A 19,743-nucleotide genomic window follows, 5' to 3' on the forward strand; every position below is an offset into this window, starting at 1 on the left:
AAACACGCAAATCCACTGTGGGAGCGGGCTTGCCCGCGATGGCGGCCTACGAGTCAACATTGATGTTGAATGTGATGGCCTCATCGCGGGCGAGCCCGCTCCCACAGGATTTTGTGGTGCTGTCAGTTTTGCAGTGGTTTTTTGAAGACGTAAAACAGGTTCGGCTCGCTCACCAGGTACATCGTTCCATCGTCATCCATGGCGATGCCTTCCGCTTGCGGCACGGTCTTTTGCAATCCTTGGCGCCCCTTGTTCAGCGACATGGTGCTCAACGGTCGCCCGTCCACATCCAGCTCCAGAATCAGCCGCGACTCGTCGGACAGCGCCAGCAAGTGGCCGCTGCGCTCGTCGTATTGCAGGCTCGACAGGTCGCGCACGAACATCCCCGCGTCACGCTTGGGGTTGTTGATCACGTGCACCGCGTAGGATTTTTCCGGATTGAAATGCGGAAACCCGTGCACTTCGTAGATCAGCATCGGGTCGCGCTCCTTGGCGACGAACAGGCGCTTGCCCACCGAATCGTAGGCCAAGCCTTCGAACCCCTTGTTGCTGCTCATGTGCACGCCGAGGGTCATTTGCTCGGCGTCCGCCGCGTCGAGGAAAGTGGTGTCATGTTCCAGATGAATCTTGATCAGGCGCTGCTGATACTCGTCGGTGATGACGTAGGTGTCGGCGCTGATGAATTCAACGGCTTCAGGGTCGCCAAAACCAACCAGGGCGACACGGCGCAAGATCTTGCCGTCGAGGGACAACTCGATCAGCTCGGAATTTTGATTGGTGACGGTGAACAGGCTTTTGCGCACCGGGTCGTAGGTCAGTGCTGAAACATCGTCGTCCAGACCTTCGATGACTTGCGCCTCCACGGTCACCTGATACTGGTCCAGGCCAATGGACTGCGTGCTCAACGGCTGCCAAAGCGTGTGCAAATTGAACCAGGCTCGCTCAAACAGGCGCAGGTATTGGCCGATCGCAATCAACACGATCAGGGCAATCACCGCAAAGATGAGCATCAGGGGTTTGGGACGGGCAAGTCGACGCATTCGGGCGGGCTCGGAATCAAAACAGGCGGATGAAATATCACGCCTGTCTGAATTGAAGCTTAATGGCCATTCGCCCGTTCCTACAACCAATGGCCAAATCACCTACAACCGACGACGATTATTTCTGTTTTTCGAAGCGGTAGAACAGGTTCGGCTCGCTCACGAAGTACAGCGTACCGTTTTCATCCATGGTCACGCCTTCGGCGCGGGGGATGGTCTTTTTCAGGCCATTCAAGCCACCGAGCAGGGCCATGAAACTGACCTGCTCGCCCTTCTCGTCCAACTCCAGCAACAGGTGTGAATCGGCGGACAACACCAGGGTGTGACCCGTCCGGGGATCGATGGCCAAGGCTGACAGGTTGCGGATGTCCAGCTCATCGCTGGCAAGCTTTTGCTTGTCTCCGGTCAGCGTTTGGCTACCGTCACTTTTCCAGGTGAAGAGCGCCGGTGGACGTTCTTCACCCAGAAGCAGTTGCTGATTGCGCGGGTCAAAGGTAATGGCTTCGAAGGCCTTGTTCTGATCTTTCGACGGGCCGAGATCGTATTTAGGGAAGTCGGCGAAATTCAGCTCACGGGTATCGGCATCAACTTTGACGATCGAGATAAAGTGTTCGCGCTCATCGACAATCGCCAGCAAACCGTTGCCCAGCACGGTCACCCCTTCCGGGTTGCTCCAGCCCACCAGTGGCATTTTGCGCAGCACGTCGCCCTGCAAAGACAACTCGGCCAGGAACGGATTCTTGCCCATGACCGAAAACAGGGTCTTGGTCTGAGAGTCGTAGGCAATGTCCGACGCCTCGTCTTTTTCCATGCCCGGGAGCGGCTTGGCGTCGATCACCACCTGGTAATCCGGCAACCAGACACTCTCCTGACGCTCGGCGGGGCTTTCGAAACCCTCCTTCACCCACAGCACGCCACGGTCATCCCAATGCATGGCAAACGCGAGGCCGTATGCGGCGGCGGCGACCAGCAAAAGCCAGGAATACCAACGCATGGCGAAGCGCGAGCGGCGGGCAGTTTTAAGCGTGGGCAGGGGTTGGGTGGCCATCGAGGGAACGCTTCCAGAAATTCAGGCTATGGGTAATAGCACAATTGAGGTCGGCTCAGACGCCGAAAGCGCGAGAATTATCCAGACTCGATGTGAAAAAAACGGGAAATGGCGGGATTGCCCTGTGCAGGCAGAACAACAACCCTGTAGGAGCTGGCTTGCCAGCGATGGCGGTGTAACAGTCAACGTGAATGTTGAATGTAAGGGCCTCATCGCTGGCAAGCCAGCTCCTACAGGGTTTTGTATTGGCTTAGCGAACGCTGCTGGTGAAGCTGCTGGCGCCTGGCAGTTCCAGAACGATTTCATCACCGACATTCAGCGGGCCAACGCCCACCGGCGTGCCGGTGAGAATCACGTCGCCGGCCTGCAGCGAGAAACAGCCAGCCATGTGCTGGATCATCGGCACGATCGGATTGAGCATCGCGCTGCTGTTACCGTCCTGGCGCACTTCGCCGTTGATGGTCAGGCGAATGCCGATGTCGGTCAGGTCAGCGAAGGTGCTGCCGGACACGAACGGGGCAATCACTGCTGCACCGTCGAAGGACTTGGCGATTTCCCACGGCAAACCCTTGGATTTCAGCTCGGCTTGCTTGTCGCGCAGGGTCAGGTCCAGGGCCGGAGCGAAACCGGAGATGGCATCCAGCACTTCTTCACGGCTCGGTTTGGTCGACAAAGGTTTGCCGATCAACACCGCGATTTCCGCTTCGTAATGCACCGAACCGCGCTCGGTCGGAATGCTGAAACCACCTTCCAGCGGCACCACACAACTGCCCGGCTTGATGAACAGCAGCGGCTCGGTCGGCACCGGATTGTCCAGTTCCTTGGCGTGTTCGGCGTAGTTACGGCCAATGCACACCACTTTCCCCAACGGGAAGTGAATACGCGTACCGTCGACATACTGGTGCTGATAGCTCATTACCGACTCCTGCTTTCCTGCACTTAAGTTAGAAAATCAAACAGCGAAAATCTTGCCCGGGTTCATGATGCCGTTCGGGTCGAACACCGCTTTGACGGCTTTCATGTACTCGATCTCAACCGGCGAACGGCTGTAGGTCAAGTAATCACGCTTGGTCATGCCCACGCCGTGTTCGGCGGAAATCGAACCGTTGTACTTCTCGACGGTTTCGAACACCCACTTGTTGACGGTGGCACACTTGGCGAAGAACTCGTCCTTGCTCAGGTTATCCGGCTTGAGAATGTTCAAGTGCAGGTTGCCGTCGCCGATGTGGCCGAACCAGACAATTTCGAAGTCCGGGTAATGTTCGCCGACAATCGCGTCGATTTCCTTCAGGAACGCCGGGACTTTCGATACGGTGACCGAAATGTCGTTTTTGTACGGCGTCCAGTGGGAAATGGTTTCGGAGATGTATTCGCGCAGCTTCCACAGGTTTTGCAGTTGGGTTTCGCTCTGACTCATCACGCCGTCAAGTACCCAGCCCTGCTCGACGCAGTGCTCGAAGGTTTCCAGGGCATGGTTGGCCACTTCTTCGGTGGTCGCTTCGAATTCCAGCAGCGCGTAGAACGGGCAATCGGTTTCGAACGGCGCCGGAACGTCGCCGCGCCCCATGACCTTGGCCAGGGCCTTGTCGGAGAAAAATTCGAAGGCCGTCAGGTCAAGCTTGCTCTGGAAGGCATGCAGCACCGGCATGATCGAGTCGAAATCGGCGGTGCCGAGGACCATGGCGGTGAGGTTTTTCGGCGCGCGGTCGAGGCGCATGGTCGCTTCAACGACGAAACCGAGGGTACCTTCGGCGCCGATGAACAGCTGACGCATGTCGTAACCGGTGGCGTTCTTGATCAGGTCGCGATTCAGTTCCAGCACGTCGCCCTTGCCGGTGACGACTTTCATGCCGGCGACCCAGTTACGGGTCATGCCGTAGCGAATGACCTTGATCCCGCCGGCATTAGTGCCGATATTGCCGCCAATCTGGCTCGATCCGGACGAGGCGAAGTCAACCGGGTAGTACAAGCCTTTTTCTTCAGCGACGTTCTGCAACTGCTTGGTGACCACGCCCGGCTGACAAACGGCGGTGCGGTCGGTGAGGTTCACGTCGAGGATCTGGTTCATGTAGTCGAACGACACGACCACTTCGCCATTGGCGGCCACAGCAGCGGCAGAAAGCCCGGTACGACCGCCGGACGGCACCAGCGCGACGTTGTGTTTATTGGCCCACAGGACAATGGCCTGGACCTGCTCGGTGGTCTTCGGGAACACGATGGCGGTTGGGGCCGGGGCGAAATGCTTGGTCCAATCCTTACCGTAAGCATTCAGGGAGTCGGCATCGGTCAGCACCTTGCCAGGCTCAACCAGGGTCTTCAGCTCTTCAATCAAGGCAGGATTGGTCATCGACAGAACTCTCGAACAATTCATGGTCATCCTGAGAACGCTTCACGTCGCAGGAATGAGTGTTTAGCGGGGTGCATATGCTAGCATACCGACCCCGCAGCATAGTGCCCAACGGCTGTTCTGCGGCGACGGCATTCTTGTCGTCCGGGTCAGCGTCTGCTGGCTACTTCCTGCCATTTTTCTCCGGGATACAGGTTTACGCAGATGAGCAAGACTTCTCTCGATAAGAGCAAGATCAAGTTCCTTCTTCTCGAAGGCGTCCACCAATCGGCTGTCGACGTCCTCAAGGCGGCGGGCTACACCAGCATCGAGTACCTCACGGGTTCTCTGCCGGAAGCCCAGCTCAAGGAAAAGATCGCTGATGCTCACTTCATCGGCATTCGCTCCCGCACTCAACTGACCGAAGAGATCTTCGATCACGCGAAGAAGCTGGTGGCTGTCGGCTGTTTCTGCATCGGCACCAACCAGGTCGACCTGAGTGCGGCTCGCGAGCGCGGCATCGCCGTGTTCAACGCCCCGTACTCCAACACGCGCTCCGTTGCCGAGCTGGTACTGGCCGAAGCGATCCTGTTGCTGCGCGGCATCCCTGAGAAGAACGCTTCCTGCCACCGTGGCGGCTGGATCAAGAGCGCGGCCAACTCCTTCGAAATCCGTGGCAAGAAGCTGGGCATCGTCGGCTACGGCTCGATCGGTACTCAACTGTCGGTCCTGGCTGAAGGCCTGGGAATGCAGGTGTACTTCTACGACACCGTGACCAAGCTGCCACTGGGTAACGCCACCCAGGTCGGCAACCTGCACGAGCTGCTGGGGATGTCCGACATCGTGACCCTGCACGTTCCGGAAACCGCTGCGACCCAGTGGATGATCGGCGAGAAAGAAATCCGCGCCATCAAGAAGGGCGGCATCCTGATCAACGCCGCACGCGGCACCGTGGTCGAGCTGGATCAGCTGGCTGCTGCGATCAAGGACAAGCACCTGATCGGCGCCGCCATCGACGTATTCCCGGTGGAGCCACGCTCCAACGACGAAGAGTTCGAGAGCCCGCTGCGTGGCCTGGACAACGTGATCCTGACTCCGCACATCGGTGGTTCCACCGCCGAGGCGCAGGCCAACATCGGTCTGGAAGTGGCGGAAAAACTGGTCAAGTACAGCGACAACGGTACTTCGGTATCGTCCGTGAACTTCCCGGAAGTGGCCCTGCCGGCTCACCCTGGCAAGCACCGCCTGTTGCACATCCACGAAAACATTCCGGGTGTGATGAGCGAGATCAACAAGGTCTTCGCCGAAAACGGCATCAACATTTCCGGTCAGTTCCTGCAGACCAACGAGAAAGTCGGCTACGTGGTTATCGACGTAGACGCCGAATACTCGGAACTGGCGCAAGAGAAGCTGCAACACGTCAACGGCACCATCCGTAGTCGCGTACTGTTCTAAGAGCAGAATGCAGCTGTAAAAAAGGGAGCCCCTCGGGGCTCCCTTTTTTTATTTCACATTGACGGTGATCTTCTCGGAAACGATCGGCGGATCGAACGGCATGTGGCCGCTATCGCCCAACTCCAGTTGCAAGGTGTGCTTGCCCGGCGTGAGCTTTACTTCAGCCTGGGTCTGCGCCTTGCCGAAGTGCAAATGGTTGGCATCGTTCGGGATCGGCTGACCGGCCGCCGGCAGTTCGTCGACATCGATCAGCAAGTGATGGTGGCCGGTGTTCTTGGTGACATCACCCGCTGGCGCCAGCGCAATGTCCTTGACGGCGAATTTGACCACGACCGTTTGTGGAACCGTCGCCCCGTCCGCGGGAGAAACGATGTGTACTTCTGCACCTTTCGGGGCCGGTGTAGCCGCACTGGCCAGTACCGAAACGCCCATCAGCAGGCCAGCAAAAGCAGCACGTGACATAAAGGTTTTCATTCTCTTCTCCAGTTTTTCCGTAAAATCCGCGTGACCATGACAACTTCATGGTCAATCGTTGTCGAAGGCACTCGACAACCATAGCAAAGCGAGCCTGATCCAGAGCGTCGCGATAATGAATTCAAGGAGTGACCATGCGCTTTCTGCCTGGCCTGATCTGTCTGCTACCCCTTTTGAGCCCGTTGGCTCATGCCGAACTGATTGACGACGTGAACGACCGCGGCGAATTGCGCATTGCCATTGAGGCTAATACACCGCCCTTCAACTTCAAGAAAGACGAAAAGCTTGAAGGCTTCGAAGTTGAATTGGGTCAGCTGCTCGCCCAGGAGCTGGATGTGCGGGCCGACTTTGTCGTCACCGACGCCAGCGATCTGCTCAATGGAGTGGAAAGCGGCAAATACGACGTCGCCATCAATCACATTACACAGACCCCGGCGCTGACGGATCGTTTCGACTTCAGCGAGCCTTACCTCAAGACCAACGCGCAATTGATCGCGCACAAAGAAGAACCACAATCCATTTTGCTGGTGCAGTCGCTGACGGAAGAAAAGCCCAAGGCAAACCCGGCCGTTGACCTGGCGATTCCGTTTCAGAAGGGAAATCCTGCGTTCCACGCCAGTCTGGAAAGTGCGCTGCAACGGATCAAGACCGATGGCCGAATGGAAAAGCTGGTGGATAAGTGGTTCGGGGCGGACTCGGCTTCTCAGCTGAAACCTTGAAACCGCCACCATCAACTGTAGGAGCCGGCTTGCTGGCGATAGCGTTGTGACAATCAATATAAACGTTGAAAGTTGCACCGCGATCGCCAGCAAGCCGGCTCCTACAGGGGAGGTGTCAGTTTTGTAGAGCGGCGGCCGCTTCAGCCAGCTCCAACTCACTGAACACCTGCACCCCATGGCGCTCGAGCAGCGCCGCTGTCACGCCCTCGCCACTGACCTTCACCCCACTGAACGTCCCGTCATAGGTCAGCAGATTGCCGCAGGATGGGCTGTTGGCCTTGAGCACCGCGATGCGGATGCCGTGCTGTCGTACCAGTTCCAGCGCCTGATAAGCCCCCGACAGAAACTGCGCGCTGACGTCTTCGCCCTCGGTCGTAATCACCTTCGCCTGACCATCAAGCACTTCAGCGCCCTGCCCGCCGGGAATCTCCGCAGCCGCCCGCGGTGTCGGCAAGCCACCGGCAACTTCAGGGCACAACGGCACCACTCGACCTTCATCAATCCAGGTCTGAAGCTGATCGAACGGCCCGCTGGCCCCGCCGTCGTAACGTACGCGGTGGCCGAGCAGGCAGCGGCTTACCAGAATTTTCTGCATGATCAGAACGGCTCGTTGCCCCGACGCCGGAACCAGCCGGTCAATGACAGGCGTTCGCGGGTTGCGGGTAATACTTCGTGAGGGACCTCACCCGAGAGGAACACCACCAGGCATCCGCCGGTTGGCACCACATCGTATTCCGCGCCTTCATTCAGGTACATGCGCAACTGACCACCGTGTTCAGGCAGCCAGGCGTCATTGAGGTAGACCACCGCCGACACCATGCGCCGGTCATCATCGCGAAACCGGTCGACGTGCTTGAGGTAGAACGCACCGGGCGGATACATCGCGAAATGGCTTTCGAAATCTTCCAGGCCCAGGAACAGACCACGGTTCATCGCCTCGCGCAGGCTGTCCATCAACCCCAGATAGCTGTCGCAAGCCTCGACCTGCCCGGGCTCGAGCCACTGGATGTGATCGCCGCGAATGCCCTCGCGAATCTCCGAGGACGGGCCACGCCCCACGGCCGCCGGGGCCAATTCACCTTCGGCAGCACGTTTACGGCACTCGGCCGCCAGCGCTCGGGTCAGATCCAGAGGAAGGAAAATATTCTGCTGTGACCAGCCGTTGGCAGCCAGGTCGTCGACGATTCGTAACAGCAGCGGGTGATCAGAAGGTATTTGCATGGCGCGCATAGTATTCCTGCGCCTGGAAATCCGACAGAGCCACGCAGCGGGTTGATACGAATTCTCGACAAGTCCCTATGCCACACGGAGAATAGTCGCCTGCTGACAGGAGTCCTTATGCGCCGTTTGCTTTTCTCTCTGCTGATGTTCTGCGTTTTGCCCGCCTGGGCAGACGGCCACGACCAGTTGTACAAGGTCGCCGGCTGGCCGGAACAACGCGCGCATTTCAACGACGCCCTCTCGGCCGCCCAGCAACGCTACCAGGGCAGCCTGCCACCGGCGGTGTTCCAGGCATTGGTCGACAACAGCAATCAGCGTTTCGACCCCAAGGCTGTAGACCAGCGTGCCGAAGCACAACTGCGCAAGAATCTTGCCGATCCGAAACCGGCACTGGCGTTTTTCCAATCCCCATTGGGCAAGAAAATCGTCGCCGCCGAATTGCTGGCGACCCGTCGCGATCAACTGGCGAAAAATGCCAAGGGCTTGCCGAAGATGGCGGCCAGCGACAGCCGCGTGCTGATCATCGGCCACCTTGCCCAGGCCCTGCCCGCTCGCGAGGCCGGCGCGGAAGTCAGCCTGGCGATTGCCGGTGTCGCCGCCGACAGCCTGAGTTCAATGATCCCCGGCCTGCTCGGCGCCGGTCAGGCGCAAGGCATGTTGAACGGCCAGCGCCAGCGCTTGATGGAGCAGATCGGTAGCGATCTGAACAACACGCTGCTGTATGTCTATCGTGATCTGTCGGACGAGGAGCTGGAAGAGTTCGCCACGTTTGCCGAGTCGGCCGAGGGCAAGGCGTATTACCAGGCGGCGCTGGCGGCGATTCGGGCGGGGTTGGCGGTCGGGCAGAGTACTTCCAACCTGACCCAGTGATTTGTGGCGCCTGATAAGTCGCCATCGCGGGCAAGCCCGCTCCCACAGGGCATGCGTCAATGTTGAGATTGCGCAAATCCTGTGGGAGCGGGCTTGCCCGCGATAGGGCCATAGGGGTCGCTAAAGATTCCGCCCCTTGATCCGCTTGGTCAAAAACCCGAAATACTCCCCCCGCAACACCAGCGCCTCATTCGCCAGATGATGCCGCCCCTCAGGCAGCATCAAAACCTGCGGCCGATCAAACTTGCCGCGCAACACCTCAAGGTTATGCTCCCAATCCACCGTCATGTCCGCCTGCCCCTGCACAATCAGCGGCCGCCGGGTGCTGACCGGCGCGGCCTCGACGCGTTTGATCCAGCGCGCCAACGCCCCCACCCAAGCCGTCGGTAACCGCAACGGTTGCAACGGATCGGCTTGCAGGAACGGCAAAAAATCCGGGTCGTTGGAGTTCTCGCTGAAGCGCCGGGCGATGGCTTTGACGAAAGGCCTGAGCAGGTAGTAGCTCAATTGCGACCAGCCCCACGCTCGCGGTCGTACCAGCGGCGCCAACAAAATCACCTGGCCCTGGGCTGGACTGTTCGCCCCGGCATTGAGCACATGATCGATGACGATCGCCCCGCCCGTGCTCTGCCCGCACAAGTGCCACGGTTGCGGCAGGTCGAGGGATAACGCTTCAGTGAACAAGCCTTGCAACGTGTCCTGATACTCGGCGAAATCCTTGATGCTCGCCCGCTCGCCACTGGACAGACCATGCCCCGGCAAGTCGCAGGCAATCACCGCAAAACCCTGGTCCAGCGCCCACTCGATCACGTGCCGGTAGAGCCCGGTGTGATCGTAGAAACCATGGAACACAAATAGCGTCGCCTTCACCCGCTCGGGCCACCAGACCTGGCTGACCACCTCATAACCGTCGACCTGAAATCGCCCCAGGCCACTGCGAACATTGCGAGACGAAAAATCCAGCCCATAAAAACGCTGATACGCCTGTGCTTCCGCTGACAACGGTTGCCCCTGCGCCAATGGCCGAAGGCTGGCGCGCAGATGATCAGGGTCGAAGGTGGCAGACATGGACGATTCCAGAGCGCGAAACGGACTTAATGGATCTGCGATATTCATCTGTCGCGGCAAGCATGGCAAGCTAGCCGACTTTCAAGGAGTGAACCCATGCGCTCGCCCGTCCGATCCACCCTGTTTGTCAGCCTGCTCGCCTTGATATGCGTCGCGGTGCTGTGGGCGGCTTATGACTGGTTTCAAGGGCGCTATCTGCGGGCATTCAGTTCGCATACCGCGGTGTTCTCCGGCGACCCGCTGCGCCTGCCCGACACACTCGCCGGCCCCGGCGCCATCCGCCTCGTGCATTTCTGGGACCCGGCCTGTCCGTGCAACGTCGGCAATCAACAGCACCTCGGCGAGCTGGTCGAGGAGTACGGGCCGCAAGGCGTCGAGTTCTACTCGGTGCAAAAACCTGGCAGCCACGGCCAATTGCCGAGCACGTTGAGCAACCTGAAAACCATCACTGTCCTGCCCGGTTCCGAGCAAATCCCCGCCAGCCCGGCCGTGGCGATCTGGGATCGCAATGGCAAACTGGCCTACTTCGGACCGTACAGCGAAGGCCTCACCTGCAATTCGAGTAACAGTTTTATCGAACCAATACTGCAAGCGTTGAACGAGGGTCGTGAAGTGAGTGCCACGCACACACTGGCAGTGGGTTGTTACTGCGCTTGGCCGGTCGATACGCCGGACTGAGGAAAAACCTCGCAATACGAATCCCTCCTACGGGCGATGGGCCAAATCGACCCGCCGTGTTAAACAGTGGCACCAGGGAACAGCTGCCACTTATAACAACAAGGAGTCACCATGAAACGTAGCCTGACCGCTCTCGGTTTGCTGATCGTCGCGCTCGCCGCAGCAGGCGGCTGGTACGTCTACAGCAAGCAACCGACACGCCAGGGCATGGTGGAACTGCAACACCTGCAAGGTTCGGTCACCGTGCGCTACGACGAGCGCGGCATCCCGCACATCCGCGCCGAAAACGAAACCGACCTGTACCGCGCCCTCGGCTATGTCCACGCCCAGGACCGGCTGTTCCAGATGGAAGTCCTGCGCCGCCTCGCCCGGGGCGAACTGGCCGAGGTGCTGGGCCCGAAACTGCTCGACACCGACAAGCTGATGCGCAGCCTGCGGATCCGCGAACGTGCCGAAACCTATCTGGCGAAACTGGACCAGCAATCGCCGGCCTTCATCGCCTTGCAAGCCTATCTGGATGGCATCAACCAGTATCAGGACACCCACGCCAAACCCGTAGAGTTCGACGTGTTGGGCATTCCCAAGCGCCCGTTCACGGCCCAGGACACCATCAGCATCGCCGGTTACATGGCCTACAGTTTCGCCGCGGCGTTCCGCACCGAACCGCTGCTGACATTTGTGCGCGATCAGTTGGGCGCGGACTACCTGAACGTCTTCGATCTCGAATGGCAACCCAAAGGCGTACTGGCCAAGCATCAAAGCGGCGCCGCACTGTCTCTGGCCAGCAGCGACTGGAAGGATCTGAACGCCCTCGCCCGCCTCAGCGAACAGGCGCTGGCCGACAACGGCCTGCCGCAGTTCGAGGGCAGCAACGCCTGGGTCGTCGCCGGCAGCCGTACCAAAAGCGGCAAGCCACTGTTGGCCGGTGATCCGCACATCCGCTTTTCCGCGCCGTCGGTGTGGTACGAAGCGCAGCTCTCGGCGCCGGGTTTCGAACTCTACGGCCACTATCAGGCCTTGATGCCATTCGCCTCGCTGGGCATGAACCGCGACTTCGGCTGGAGCATCACCATGTTCCAGAACGACGACCTCGACCTGATTGCCGAGAAGGTCAACCCGGACAATCCCAATCAGGTCTGGCATCGCGGCATGTGGGTGGACATGGTGACCAGCGAACAACAGATCGCGGTCAAGGGACAGGCGCCGGTGACGCTGGTGCTGCGCCAGTCGCCCCACGGCCCGATCGTCAACGATGCGCTGGGCAGTGGCGTTGGCAAGACGCCGATCGCCATGTGGTGGGGCTTTCTCGAAAGCCAGAACCCGATCATCGAAGGCTTCTACCAGCTCAACCGCGCCGACACCCTGGCCAAGGCTCGCACGGCAGCGGCGAAGGTCCAGGCGCCCGGCCTGAACATCGTCTGGGCCAACGCCAAGGGCGACATCGGCTGGTGGGCGGCGGCGCAATTGCCCAAGCGGCCTGCGGGCGTGCGTCCGTGGTTCATCCTCGACGGCAGCACCGCCGAGGCCGACAAGGACGGGTTCTACCCGTTCAGCGCCAACCCGCAGGAAGAAAACCCGGCGCGGGGCTATATCGTCTCGGCCAACTTCCAGCCGGTGTCGCCGACAGGGATGGAAATCCCCGGTTATTACAACCTCGCCGACCGTGGTCAGCAGCTCAATCAACAGCTCAGCGACAAGAACATCAAGTGGGATCTGGACGCCAGCCAGAAGCTGCAACTGGGCACCACCACCGGCTATGGTCCGCGACTGTTGGCGCCATTGCTGCCGGTGTTGCGCACGGTCGTGACCGATCCCGACGAGCTGAAACTGGTGGAGCAACTGGCCCAGTGGAAAGGCGACTATCCGCTGGAATCCACCAGCGCCACGCTGTTCAACCAGTTCCTGTTCAACCTGGCTGACGCGAGCATGCACGATGAGTTGGGCAATGACTTCTTCGAAACGCTGCTCTCGACCCGGGTGATCGACGCCGCGCTGCCACGCCTCGCAGCGAATGCTGATTCTCCGTGGTGGGATAACCGCAACACCCTCGGCAAGGAAACCCGAGCCGATACGGTCAAGGCGGCATGGCAGGCCAGCATCGCTCATCTCAAAACCACGCTAGGTACAGATTTCGCGCAATGGCAGTGGGGCAAGGCGCACACGCTGACCCATGGTCATCCGCTGGGGCAGCAAAAACCGCTGGAGCGGATTTTCAACGTCGGCCCGTTCGCGGCGCCCGGCACTCATGAAGTACCGAACAACCTCTCGGCCAAGATTGGCCCGGCACCATGGCCAGTGACTTACGGTCCATCGACCCGACGCCTGATCGACTTCGCCGACCCGGCCCACAGCCTGACCGTCAACCCGGTCGGCCAGAGCGGCGTGCCGTTTGACAGTCACTATGACGATCAGTCCGAAGCGTACATCGAAGGGGTTTACTACCAGGCGCATCTCAATGATGAAGAGGTGACGGCTAATACGCGCAGTACGTTGAAGCTGTTGCCGGCGCGCTAAACCATAAACTCTGATTGACTGGGAGGGCCTCATCGCGGGCAAGCCCGCTCCCACAATGACTGGTGTAGATCGACAATTTTACGAACAACCCAAAACCTGTGGGAGCGGGCTTGCCCGCGATGAGGCCCGAAATACCAAAGCAAAATCCAGAATCAAACCATCGCCGCAAAGTTCACCCTGAACTGCTGCGGCGTCACGCCCAGCCTGCGGTTGAACACACTGCGCATATGCTGGGCATCGCGAAACCCGCACTGGTAGGCCACGGTCTTCAGCGGTGAACTGGTGCTCTCCAGCATCACCCGCGCCGCATCCACCCTCGCCCGCTCGACGAATTCGGCCGGGGTGATTTTCGCCTCCTTGGCAAACACCCGGGAAAAATTGCGCGCGCTCATGTTGGCGGCGCTGGCCAGATCAGCGATGGTCAGGTCGCCGGTGAGGTTGGCCAACACATAGTGCTGAACCATCGCTACCGCTGAGGTCGGTTCGGCATGGGGCGTGAGGAACGGGCTGAATTGTGACTGGCCGCCCGAGCGCTGGGTGAACACCACCAGTCGCTTGGCCACGCTCAATGCGACTTCCGGCCCGTGGTCGCGTCCCAGCAAGAACAACGACAAATCGATCCCCGCCGTGACCCCGGCCGAGGTATAGAGCCCGGCGTCCTGCACGTACAAGCGATCAGCCTCGACCCGCGTCATTGGGTATAACGCCGCCAGTGCCGCCGCGTCACCCCAGTGAGTGGTCACCGTACGCCCCTGCAGCAATCCCGCCCGCGCCAGCATGAATGCACCGTTACAGATCGATCCGAAGCGCTGCGCCCGCGCGCAGGCATCGCGCAACCAGGCATCGAACGCGGCGCCGAAATCCATGAACGGCAACTGCGGGCCACCCGCCACCAACAGCAAGTCGTAGGCCTGCAATGCTTCACTGAAATGTCGATGGGCGTTCAGTGACAAACCGTTGGAACACGCCATCGTTCCGCGCTGCACACCAATGACCTCAAGCCGATAATGATCCTCGGAGTCGAGGAACCGATTGGCTTCGGAAAACACATCCATGGGGCCGGTGACATCCAGCGACTGGACGCCGGCGAACACCACGATGGCAACGGTTTTCTGCATGGTTAGAAAGGCCTCTATGGAATAACGCGTACCTGTGGCGAGGGAGCTTGCTCCCGCTCGGCTGCGCAGCAGTCGCAAAACCTCCAGACACGCCGCACCTGAAGATCTCGATTGCAGAATTTGGGGCCGCTTCGCAGCCCAGCGGGAGCAAGCTACCTCGCCACAAGAGCTCATTCGCCACGACCCAACTTAGCCAATCCAGTCCCAACAAGCGAGGTTGGCGCAATATGCACCCGGATTGGCCGGGATCGCAGCCATCGATCGATTGTCCGGTTTCTGGTCGGCGAACAGACTGGATTCCTCAGCGCCGCCACGGCGTTCACCCCGAGGAATCTCCGATGAGCACCACCATTGCCGGTATCAAAATCCCTGACAGCGCGCTGGCCAAAGCCACCACCGAATACATCCGCGACATCGAATCCGACTTGCTGTATCACCACTCGCGCCGGGTGTTCCTGTTCGGGGCGCTGAGCGGCGAGCGCAAGCAACTGGCCTACAATCCGGAGCTGCTTTATGTCGGTGCAATGTTCCATGACCTGGGCCTGGTGGAAGGTTACCGCAGCGACAACGAACGTTTCGAAGTCGATGGCGCCCACGCGGCGGCAGCGTTCCTCAAGCCTTTCGGGTTTAGTGACGACGATATCGAGCAGGTCTGGCTATCGATTGCCTTGCACACCACGCCCGGCGTTCCACAACACTTGCGGCCGACCGTCGCGCTGGTGACCGCCGGTGTTGAGATGGACGTGTTGGGCATGGACTACGCGGCGTTTTCCAGCGTGCAGCGTGATGCGGTGGTGCATGCGCATCCACGGGGCGAAGGGTTCAAGGAGTGCATCATCTGCGCCTTTGCCGACGGCTTGCGCCATCGTCCGCAGACCACGTTCGGTAACGTGAAGACGGATGTGCTGGTGGATCAGGAGCCGGGGTTCAAGCCGATGAATTTTGTCGACGTCATCCGCAAATCCCCTTGGGTTGCGTAAATCCCCTGTAGGAGCCGGCTTGCTGGCGATGGTGTGTCAGTCGAAATCAATGTGACTGACACACCATCGCCAGCAAGCCGGCTCCTACAGAGGTTTCCGGTTCAGGCCGCTTCCGGCGCCTGCGCGCGACGCACGTCCGGTTGCTTCCACGAATCGGCCGCGCTTTCTTCGATGGCTTGCTGGATTGCACGCTTGCGCGCTTCTTCAGCGCGACGGCTGAAGAACCAGACCAGGAAGGTCATCAGCGACACCGCCAGCAGAATCAGGCTGGCCACGGCGTTGATCTCCGGCTTCACGCCCAGTCGCACCGCCGAGAACACTTCCATCGGCAGCGTGGTGGAACCCGGGCCCGACACGAAGCTCGCCAACACCAGGTCATCCAGCGACAGGGCAAACGACATCATGCCACCGGCGCCCAGGGATGGCGCGATCATTGGAATGGTGATCAGGAAGAACACCTTCCACGGCCGCGCACCAAGGTCCATGGCCGCTTCTTCGATGGACAGGTCCAGCTCACGCAGGCGCGCCGACACCACCACCGCCACATACGCCGCACAGAACGTCGTGTGGGCGATCCAGATGGTGACGATGCCGCGTTCCTGCGGCCAGCCGATCATCTGCGCCATGGCCACGAACAGCAGCAACAGCGACAGGCCGGTGATGACTTCTGGCATTACCAGCGGCGCAGTGACCAAGCCACCGAACAGCGTGCGACCCTTGAAGTGGGTGATGCGGGTCAGGACAAACGCGGCCAATGTACCCAGCGCCACCGCCGCAATCGCCGTGTAGCAGGCGATTTCCAGCGAGCGCACCACCGAACCCATCAGTTGCGTGTTATCCATCAGGCCGACGTACCACTTGATCGACCAGCCGCCCCACACCGTCACCAGTTTGGAGGCGTTGAACGAGTAGATGACCAGGATCAGCATCGGCGCGTAGATGAACAGCAATCCCGCTACCAGCATGAAACTCGAGAAACGGAAGCGCTTCATTCCTTGCCCTCCATCTCTTTGGCTTGGCTACGGTTGAACAGGATGATCGGCACGATCAGGATCGCCAGCATCACCACCGCCAGGGCAGACGCCACCGGCCAGTCACGGTTGTTGAAGAACTCTTGCCACAGCACTTTACCGATCATCAGGGTTTCCGGGCCGCCGAGCAGTTCCGGGATCACGAACTCACCCACCACCGGGATGAACACCAGCATGCAGCCGGCGATGATGCCGTTTTTCGACAGCGGAATGGTGATCTTCCAGAAGCTGTTGAACGTGCTTGAGCCCAGGTCCGACGCGGCTTCCAGCAAGCTGTTGTCGTGCTTCACCAGGTTGGCGTACAGCGGCAGGATCATGAACGGCAGGTACGAATAGACGACGCCGATGTACACCGCGAGGTTGGTGTTGAGGATTTGAAGCGGTTCGTCGATCCAACCCATGGTCATCAGGAAACCGTTGAGCAGACCGTTGTTGCTGAGGATGCCCATCCACGCGTAGACGCGGATCAGGATCGCAGTCCAGGTCGGCATCATGATCAGCAACACCAGCACCGTTTGCAGCTCTTTGCGGGCGCTGGCGATGGCGTAGGCCATCGGGTAGCCGATCACCAGGCAGAGGATGGTGCTGATCAGCGCCATCTTCAACGAGCCGAGGTACGCGGCGATGTACAACTCGTCGTCGCCCAGCATCGCGTAGTTGCCGAGGTTGAGCAGCACCTGCAACTTCTGTTCGGCGTAGCTGTAGATTTCGGTGTACGGCGGGATGGCCACGTCGGCTTCGGCGAAGCTGATCTTCAGGACGATGAAGAACGGCAACATGAAGAACAGGAACAGCCAAATGAACGGAACCCCGATGACCAACTGGCGGCCACCGGGAATTATTCGATTGAGGCGGCGTTTGAATTTGCGCATGTTCATGAGCGAAGTACCACGCCGCTATCGTCTTCCCAATACACGTAAACCTGATCACCCCAGGTCGGACGAGCACCACGACGCTCGGCGTTGGCCACGAACGACTGGACGATCTTGCCGCTCGGCAACTCGACGTAGAACACCGAGTGGCCGCCGAGGTAAGCGATGTCGTGGACCTTGCCGCTGGACCAGTTGTATTCGCAGGTCGGCTGGGTCGGCGTGACGAGCAGTTTTTCCGGACGGATCGCGTAGGTCACGGATTTGTCTTGCACCGAAGTGCTGATGCCGTGGCCCACATAAATCTTCCGGTCGAGGTCCTTGCAGGTGATGATCGCGTGGCCCTCGGCGTCGTCGATCACTTCACCGTCGAAGATGTTGACGTTGCCGATGAATTCGCAGACCAGGCGGCTGGTCGGGGTTTCGTAGATGTCGATCGGACTGCCGATCTGGGCGATCCAGCCCAGGTGCATGATCGCGATGCGCTCGGCCATGGTCATGGCCTCTTCCTGGTCGTGGGTCACCATCACGCAGGTTACGCCGACGCGCTCGATGATCTCGACCAGCTCAAGTTGCATTTGCGAACGCAGCTTCTTGTCCAGCGCGCCCATCGGCTCGTCGAGCAGCAACAGCTTCGGTCGCTTGGCCAGCGAACGGGCCAGGGCCACACGCTGGCGCTGGCCACCGGACAACTGATGCGGCTTGCGCTTGGCATACTGGCTCATTTGCACCAGCTTGAGCATGTCGGCCACGCGGGCATCAACTTCAGCAGCGGGAAGCTTGTCCTGCTTGAGGCCGAAAGCGATGTTCTGCGCCACGGTCATGTGCGGGAACAAGGCGTATGACTGGAACATCATGTTGATCGGCCGCTCGTACGGCGGCATGTCGGTGATGTCTACGCCATCGAGGAAAATGCGCCCCTCCGTGGGCCGTTCGAAACCTGCGAGCATGCGCAGCAGGGTGGACTTGCCCGATCCCGAACCGCCGAGCAGGGCGAAAATCTCGCCTTTCTTGATTTCCAGGGACACATCGTCCACGGCAATCGTCTCGTCGAACTTCTTCGTGACCCGGTCGATTTTGACCAGCACCTGTTTAGGTGACTGGTCGCCCTCGAGGGCTTTCTTATAGGCGCCGGAGGCAACTGCCATTTACGAAACTCCCAGAAAAAAAGAGTGCAGTTCGCTCAAGGTGAGCCAACCTTGGATAGTTTGAGCCTTGAAGCTATTTGCCCGACTTGACCTTGGTCCAGCTGCGGGTCATCAAACGTTGAATGTTTGGTGGTAACTCGATGGACACGTAGGTCTTGTCGAGGACGGCTTGCGGTGGATAAACCGCTTCGTCGGTGCGAATGGACTGTTCCATCAGTTTGTCCGACCCCGGGTTAGGGTTGGCGTAGCCGACGTAATCACTGACCTGGGCGATCACCTCAGGTTTCAGCAAATAGTTGATGAACGCATGAGCCTCTTTGACGTTGGCCGAGTCTTTTGGAATCGCCAGCATGTCGAACCAGAGCGCGCCGCCTTCTTTCGGAATCGAGTAGGCGATGTTCACGCCTTTCTTGGCTTCTTCGGCGCGGTTCTTGGCCTGGAACATGTCGCCGGAAAAACCGATGGCGATACAGATATCGCCGTTTGCCAGATCAGCGATGTATTTGGAAGAGTGGAAGTAAGTCACGTAAGGCCGCACCGCCAGCAACTTGGCTTCGGCCTTTTTGTAGTCTTCGGGGTTAGTGCTGTTGGCATTCAGGCCCATGTAGTTAAGGACCGTCGGCATCATTTCATCGGCGGAATCGAGGAACGCTACGCCGCAGCTGTGCAGTTTCTTGATGTTCTCCGGTTCGAAGACCGCTGCCCAGGAGTCGATCTTGTCGACGCCCAGCACTTCCTTGATCTTGTCGACGTTGTAACCGATGCCGTTGGTGCCCCACAGGTACGGTACGGCGTACAGGTTACCCGGATCGTTTTGCTCCAGGCGCTTGAGCAGCACCGGGTCGAGGTTCGAGTAGTTCGGCAATTTGGACTTGTCGAGTTTCTGGAAGGCACCGGCCTTGATCTGTTTGCCTAGGAAGTGGTTGGACGGCACGACTACGTCATAACCGGTACGTCCGGCCAGCAACTTGCCTTCCAGGGTTTCGTTGGAATCAAAAACGTCATACACCGGTTTGATCCCGGTCTCTTTCTGGAAGTCGGCCAGGGTGGTCTCGCCGATATAGTCCGACCAGTTATAAATATGCACGGTACCGGCAGCTTGAACATTGACGGCAAGCGTCAACCCGGCAGCGACCAGCATGGCATTGCGCAACATAGAAAAAATAGGCAAGTGGAGGTCCTCT

Annotated in this window: 19 protein-coding genes; 6 read left to right on the forward strand and 13 right to left on the reverse strand. The window is 59.5% G+C overall.

Annotation, left to right across the window (positions count from 1 at the left end; translation table 11 throughout):
* Nucleotides 1-122 precede the first annotated feature (122 nt).
* The 4 genes from NL64_RS08005 to NL64_RS08020 all read right to left on the reverse strand — a co-directional run bounded on the left by NL64_RS08005 (nt 123) and on the right by NL64_RS08020 (nt 4,435).
* The gene (locus NL64_RS08005; RefSeq protein WP_034147601.1) at nt 123-1,040 is read right to left on the reverse strand and encodes an SdiA-regulated domain-containing protein; all 918 of its coding nucleotides are present in this window, start codon (nt 1,038-1,040) and stop codon (nt 123-125) included.
* 118 nt (nt 1,041-1,158) lie between these two features.
* Complete coding sequence (locus tag NL64_RS08010; protein ID WP_034147602.1) at nt 1,159-2,088, reverse strand: SdiA-regulated domain-containing protein; 930 nt, start codon at nt 2,086-2,088, stop codon at nt 1,159-1,161.
* A gap of 250 nt (nt 2,089-2,338) precedes the next feature.
* Entirely contained in the window at nt 2,339-3,004 is a 666-nt protein-coding gene (locus NL64_RS08015) for a fumarylacetoacetate hydrolase family protein (protein WP_008026071.1), read from the reverse strand.
* A gap of 36 nt (nt 3,005-3,040) precedes the next feature.
* A complete protein-coding gene (locus tag NL64_RS08020) occupies nt 3,041-4,435 on the reverse strand; it encodes an FAD-binding oxidoreductase (protein ID WP_034147603.1) in 1,395 nt (464 codons plus the stop codon).
* A gap of 204 nt (nt 4,436-4,639) precedes the next feature.
* Here NL64_RS08020 and serA point away from each other — a divergent pair, with 204 nt between their 5' ends.
* Nucleotides 4,640-5,869: a phosphoglycerate dehydrogenase gene (serA, locus tag NL64_RS08025; protein WP_034147604.1), complete on the forward strand. Its 1,230-nt coding sequence runs from the start codon at nt 4,640-4,642 to the stop codon at nt 5,867-5,869.
* 48 nt (nt 5,870-5,917) lie between these two features.
* On the opposite strand, the gene NL64_RS08030 is transcribed toward serA, so the two are convergent.
* A complete protein-coding gene (locus tag NL64_RS08030) occupies nt 5,918-6,343 on the reverse strand; it encodes a DUF4399 domain-containing protein (RefSeq protein ID WP_034147605.1) in 426 nt (141 codons plus the stop codon).
* A gap of 134 nt (nt 6,344-6,477) precedes the next feature.
* On the opposite strand from NL64_RS08030, the gene NL64_RS08035 reads away from it, so the two are divergent.
* A complete protein-coding gene (locus NL64_RS08035; RefSeq protein WP_034147606.1) occupies nt 6,478-7,062 on the forward strand; it encodes a transporter substrate-binding domain-containing protein in 585 nt (194 codons plus the stop codon).
* 115 nt (nt 7,063-7,177) lie between these two features.
* Here NL64_RS08035 and NL64_RS08040 read toward each other — a convergent pair whose 3' ends face one another.
* Both NL64_RS08040 and NL64_RS08045 read right to left on the reverse strand, forming a co-directional pair.
* Nucleotides 7,178-7,657 (reverse strand): DUF523 domain-containing protein, encoded by a 480-nt coding sequence (locus NL64_RS08040; protein ID WP_034147607.1) that lies wholly within the window; start codon nt 7,655-7,657, stop codon nt 7,178-7,180.
* A gap of 2 nt (nt 7,658-7,659) precedes the next feature.
* Nucleotides 7,660-8,292 (reverse strand): 2OG-Fe(II) oxygenase, encoded by a 633-nt coding sequence (locus NL64_RS08045; RefSeq protein WP_034147608.1) that lies wholly within the window; start codon nt 8,290-8,292, stop codon nt 7,660-7,662.
* A 108-nt stretch (nt 8,293-8,400) separates the two neighbouring features.
* Here NL64_RS08045 and NL64_RS08050 point away from each other — a divergent pair, with 108 nt between their 5' ends.
* Nucleotides 8,401-9,153, forward strand: a complete 753-nt coding sequence (locus NL64_RS08050) for a DUF2059 domain-containing protein (RefSeq protein ID WP_034147609.1) — start codon at nt 8,401-8,403, stop codon at nt 9,151-9,153.
* A gap of 120 nt (nt 9,154-9,273) precedes the next feature.
* Here NL64_RS08050 and NL64_RS08055 read toward each other — a convergent pair whose 3' ends face one another.
* The gene (locus tag NL64_RS08055) at nt 9,274-10,221 is read right to left on the reverse strand and encodes an alpha/beta hydrolase (RefSeq protein ID WP_034147610.1); all 948 of its coding nucleotides are present in this window, start codon (nt 10,219-10,221) and stop codon (nt 9,274-9,276) included.
* A 96-nt stretch (nt 10,222-10,317) separates the two neighbouring features.
* On the opposite strand from NL64_RS08055, the gene NL64_RS08060 reads away from it, so the two are divergent.
* Both NL64_RS08060 and NL64_RS08065 read left to right on the forward strand, forming a co-directional pair.
* Entirely contained in the window at nt 10,318-10,899 is a 582-nt protein-coding gene (locus NL64_RS08060) for a DUF6436 domain-containing protein (RefSeq protein WP_034147611.1), read from the forward strand.
* Between the two features lie 111 nt (nt 10,900-11,010).
* Nucleotides 11,011-13,413, forward strand: a complete 2,403-nt coding sequence (locus NL64_RS08065) for a penicillin acylase family protein (protein ID WP_034147612.1) — start codon at nt 11,011-11,013, stop codon at nt 13,411-13,413.
* A 152-nt stretch (nt 13,414-13,565) separates the two neighbouring features.
* Here NL64_RS08065 and NL64_RS08070 read toward each other — a convergent pair whose 3' ends face one another.
* Entirely contained in the window at nt 13,566-14,531 is a 966-nt protein-coding gene (locus NL64_RS08070; RefSeq protein ID WP_034147613.1) for a GlxA family transcriptional regulator, read from the reverse strand.
* A 338-nt stretch (nt 14,532-14,869) separates the two neighbouring features.
* On the opposite strand from NL64_RS08070, the gene NL64_RS08075 reads away from it, so the two are divergent.
* Nucleotides 14,870-15,511: an HD domain-containing protein gene (locus tag NL64_RS08075; protein ID WP_034147614.1), complete on the forward strand. Its 642-nt coding sequence runs from the start codon at nt 14,870-14,872 to the stop codon at nt 15,509-15,511.
* Nucleotides 15,512-15,612: 101 nt separating this feature from the next.
* Here NL64_RS08075 and NL64_RS08080 read toward each other — a convergent pair whose 3' ends face one another.
* The 4 genes from NL64_RS08080 to NL64_RS08095 all read right to left on the reverse strand — a co-directional run bounded on the left by NL64_RS08080 (nt 15,613) and on the right by NL64_RS08095 (nt 19,730).
* The gene (locus NL64_RS08080; protein ID WP_034147615.1) at nt 15,613-16,503 is read right to left on the reverse strand and encodes an ABC transporter permease subunit; all 891 of its coding nucleotides are present in this window, start codon (nt 16,501-16,503) and stop codon (nt 15,613-15,615) included.
* Nucleotides 16,500-17,381, reverse strand: a complete 882-nt coding sequence (locus NL64_RS08085) for an ABC transporter permease subunit (protein ID WP_172668653.1) — start codon at nt 17,379-17,381, stop codon at nt 16,500-16,502. The genes NL64_RS08080 and NL64_RS08085 overlap by 4 nt, the downstream gene beginning before the upstream one ends.
* Nucleotides 17,382-17,416: 35 nt before the next feature.
* Nucleotides 17,417-18,559 (reverse strand): ABC transporter ATP-binding protein, encoded by a 1,143-nt coding sequence (locus NL64_RS08090; RefSeq protein ID WP_034147617.1) that lies wholly within the window; start codon nt 18,557-18,559, stop codon nt 17,417-17,419.
* A 73-nt stretch (nt 18,560-18,632) separates the two neighbouring features.
* Nucleotides 18,633-19,730: a polyamine ABC transporter substrate-binding protein gene (locus tag NL64_RS08095; RefSeq protein WP_034147618.1), complete on the reverse strand. Its 1,098-nt coding sequence runs from the start codon at nt 19,728-19,730 to the stop codon at nt 18,633-18,635.
* Nucleotides 19,731-19,743: the final 13 nt, after the last annotated feature.

The organism is Pseudomonas fluorescens, from assembly GCF_000802965.1.
GTDB classification, from domain to species: domain Bacteria; phylum Pseudomonadota; class Gammaproteobacteria; order Pseudomonadales; family Pseudomonadaceae; genus Aquipseudomonas; species Aquipseudomonas fluorescens_A.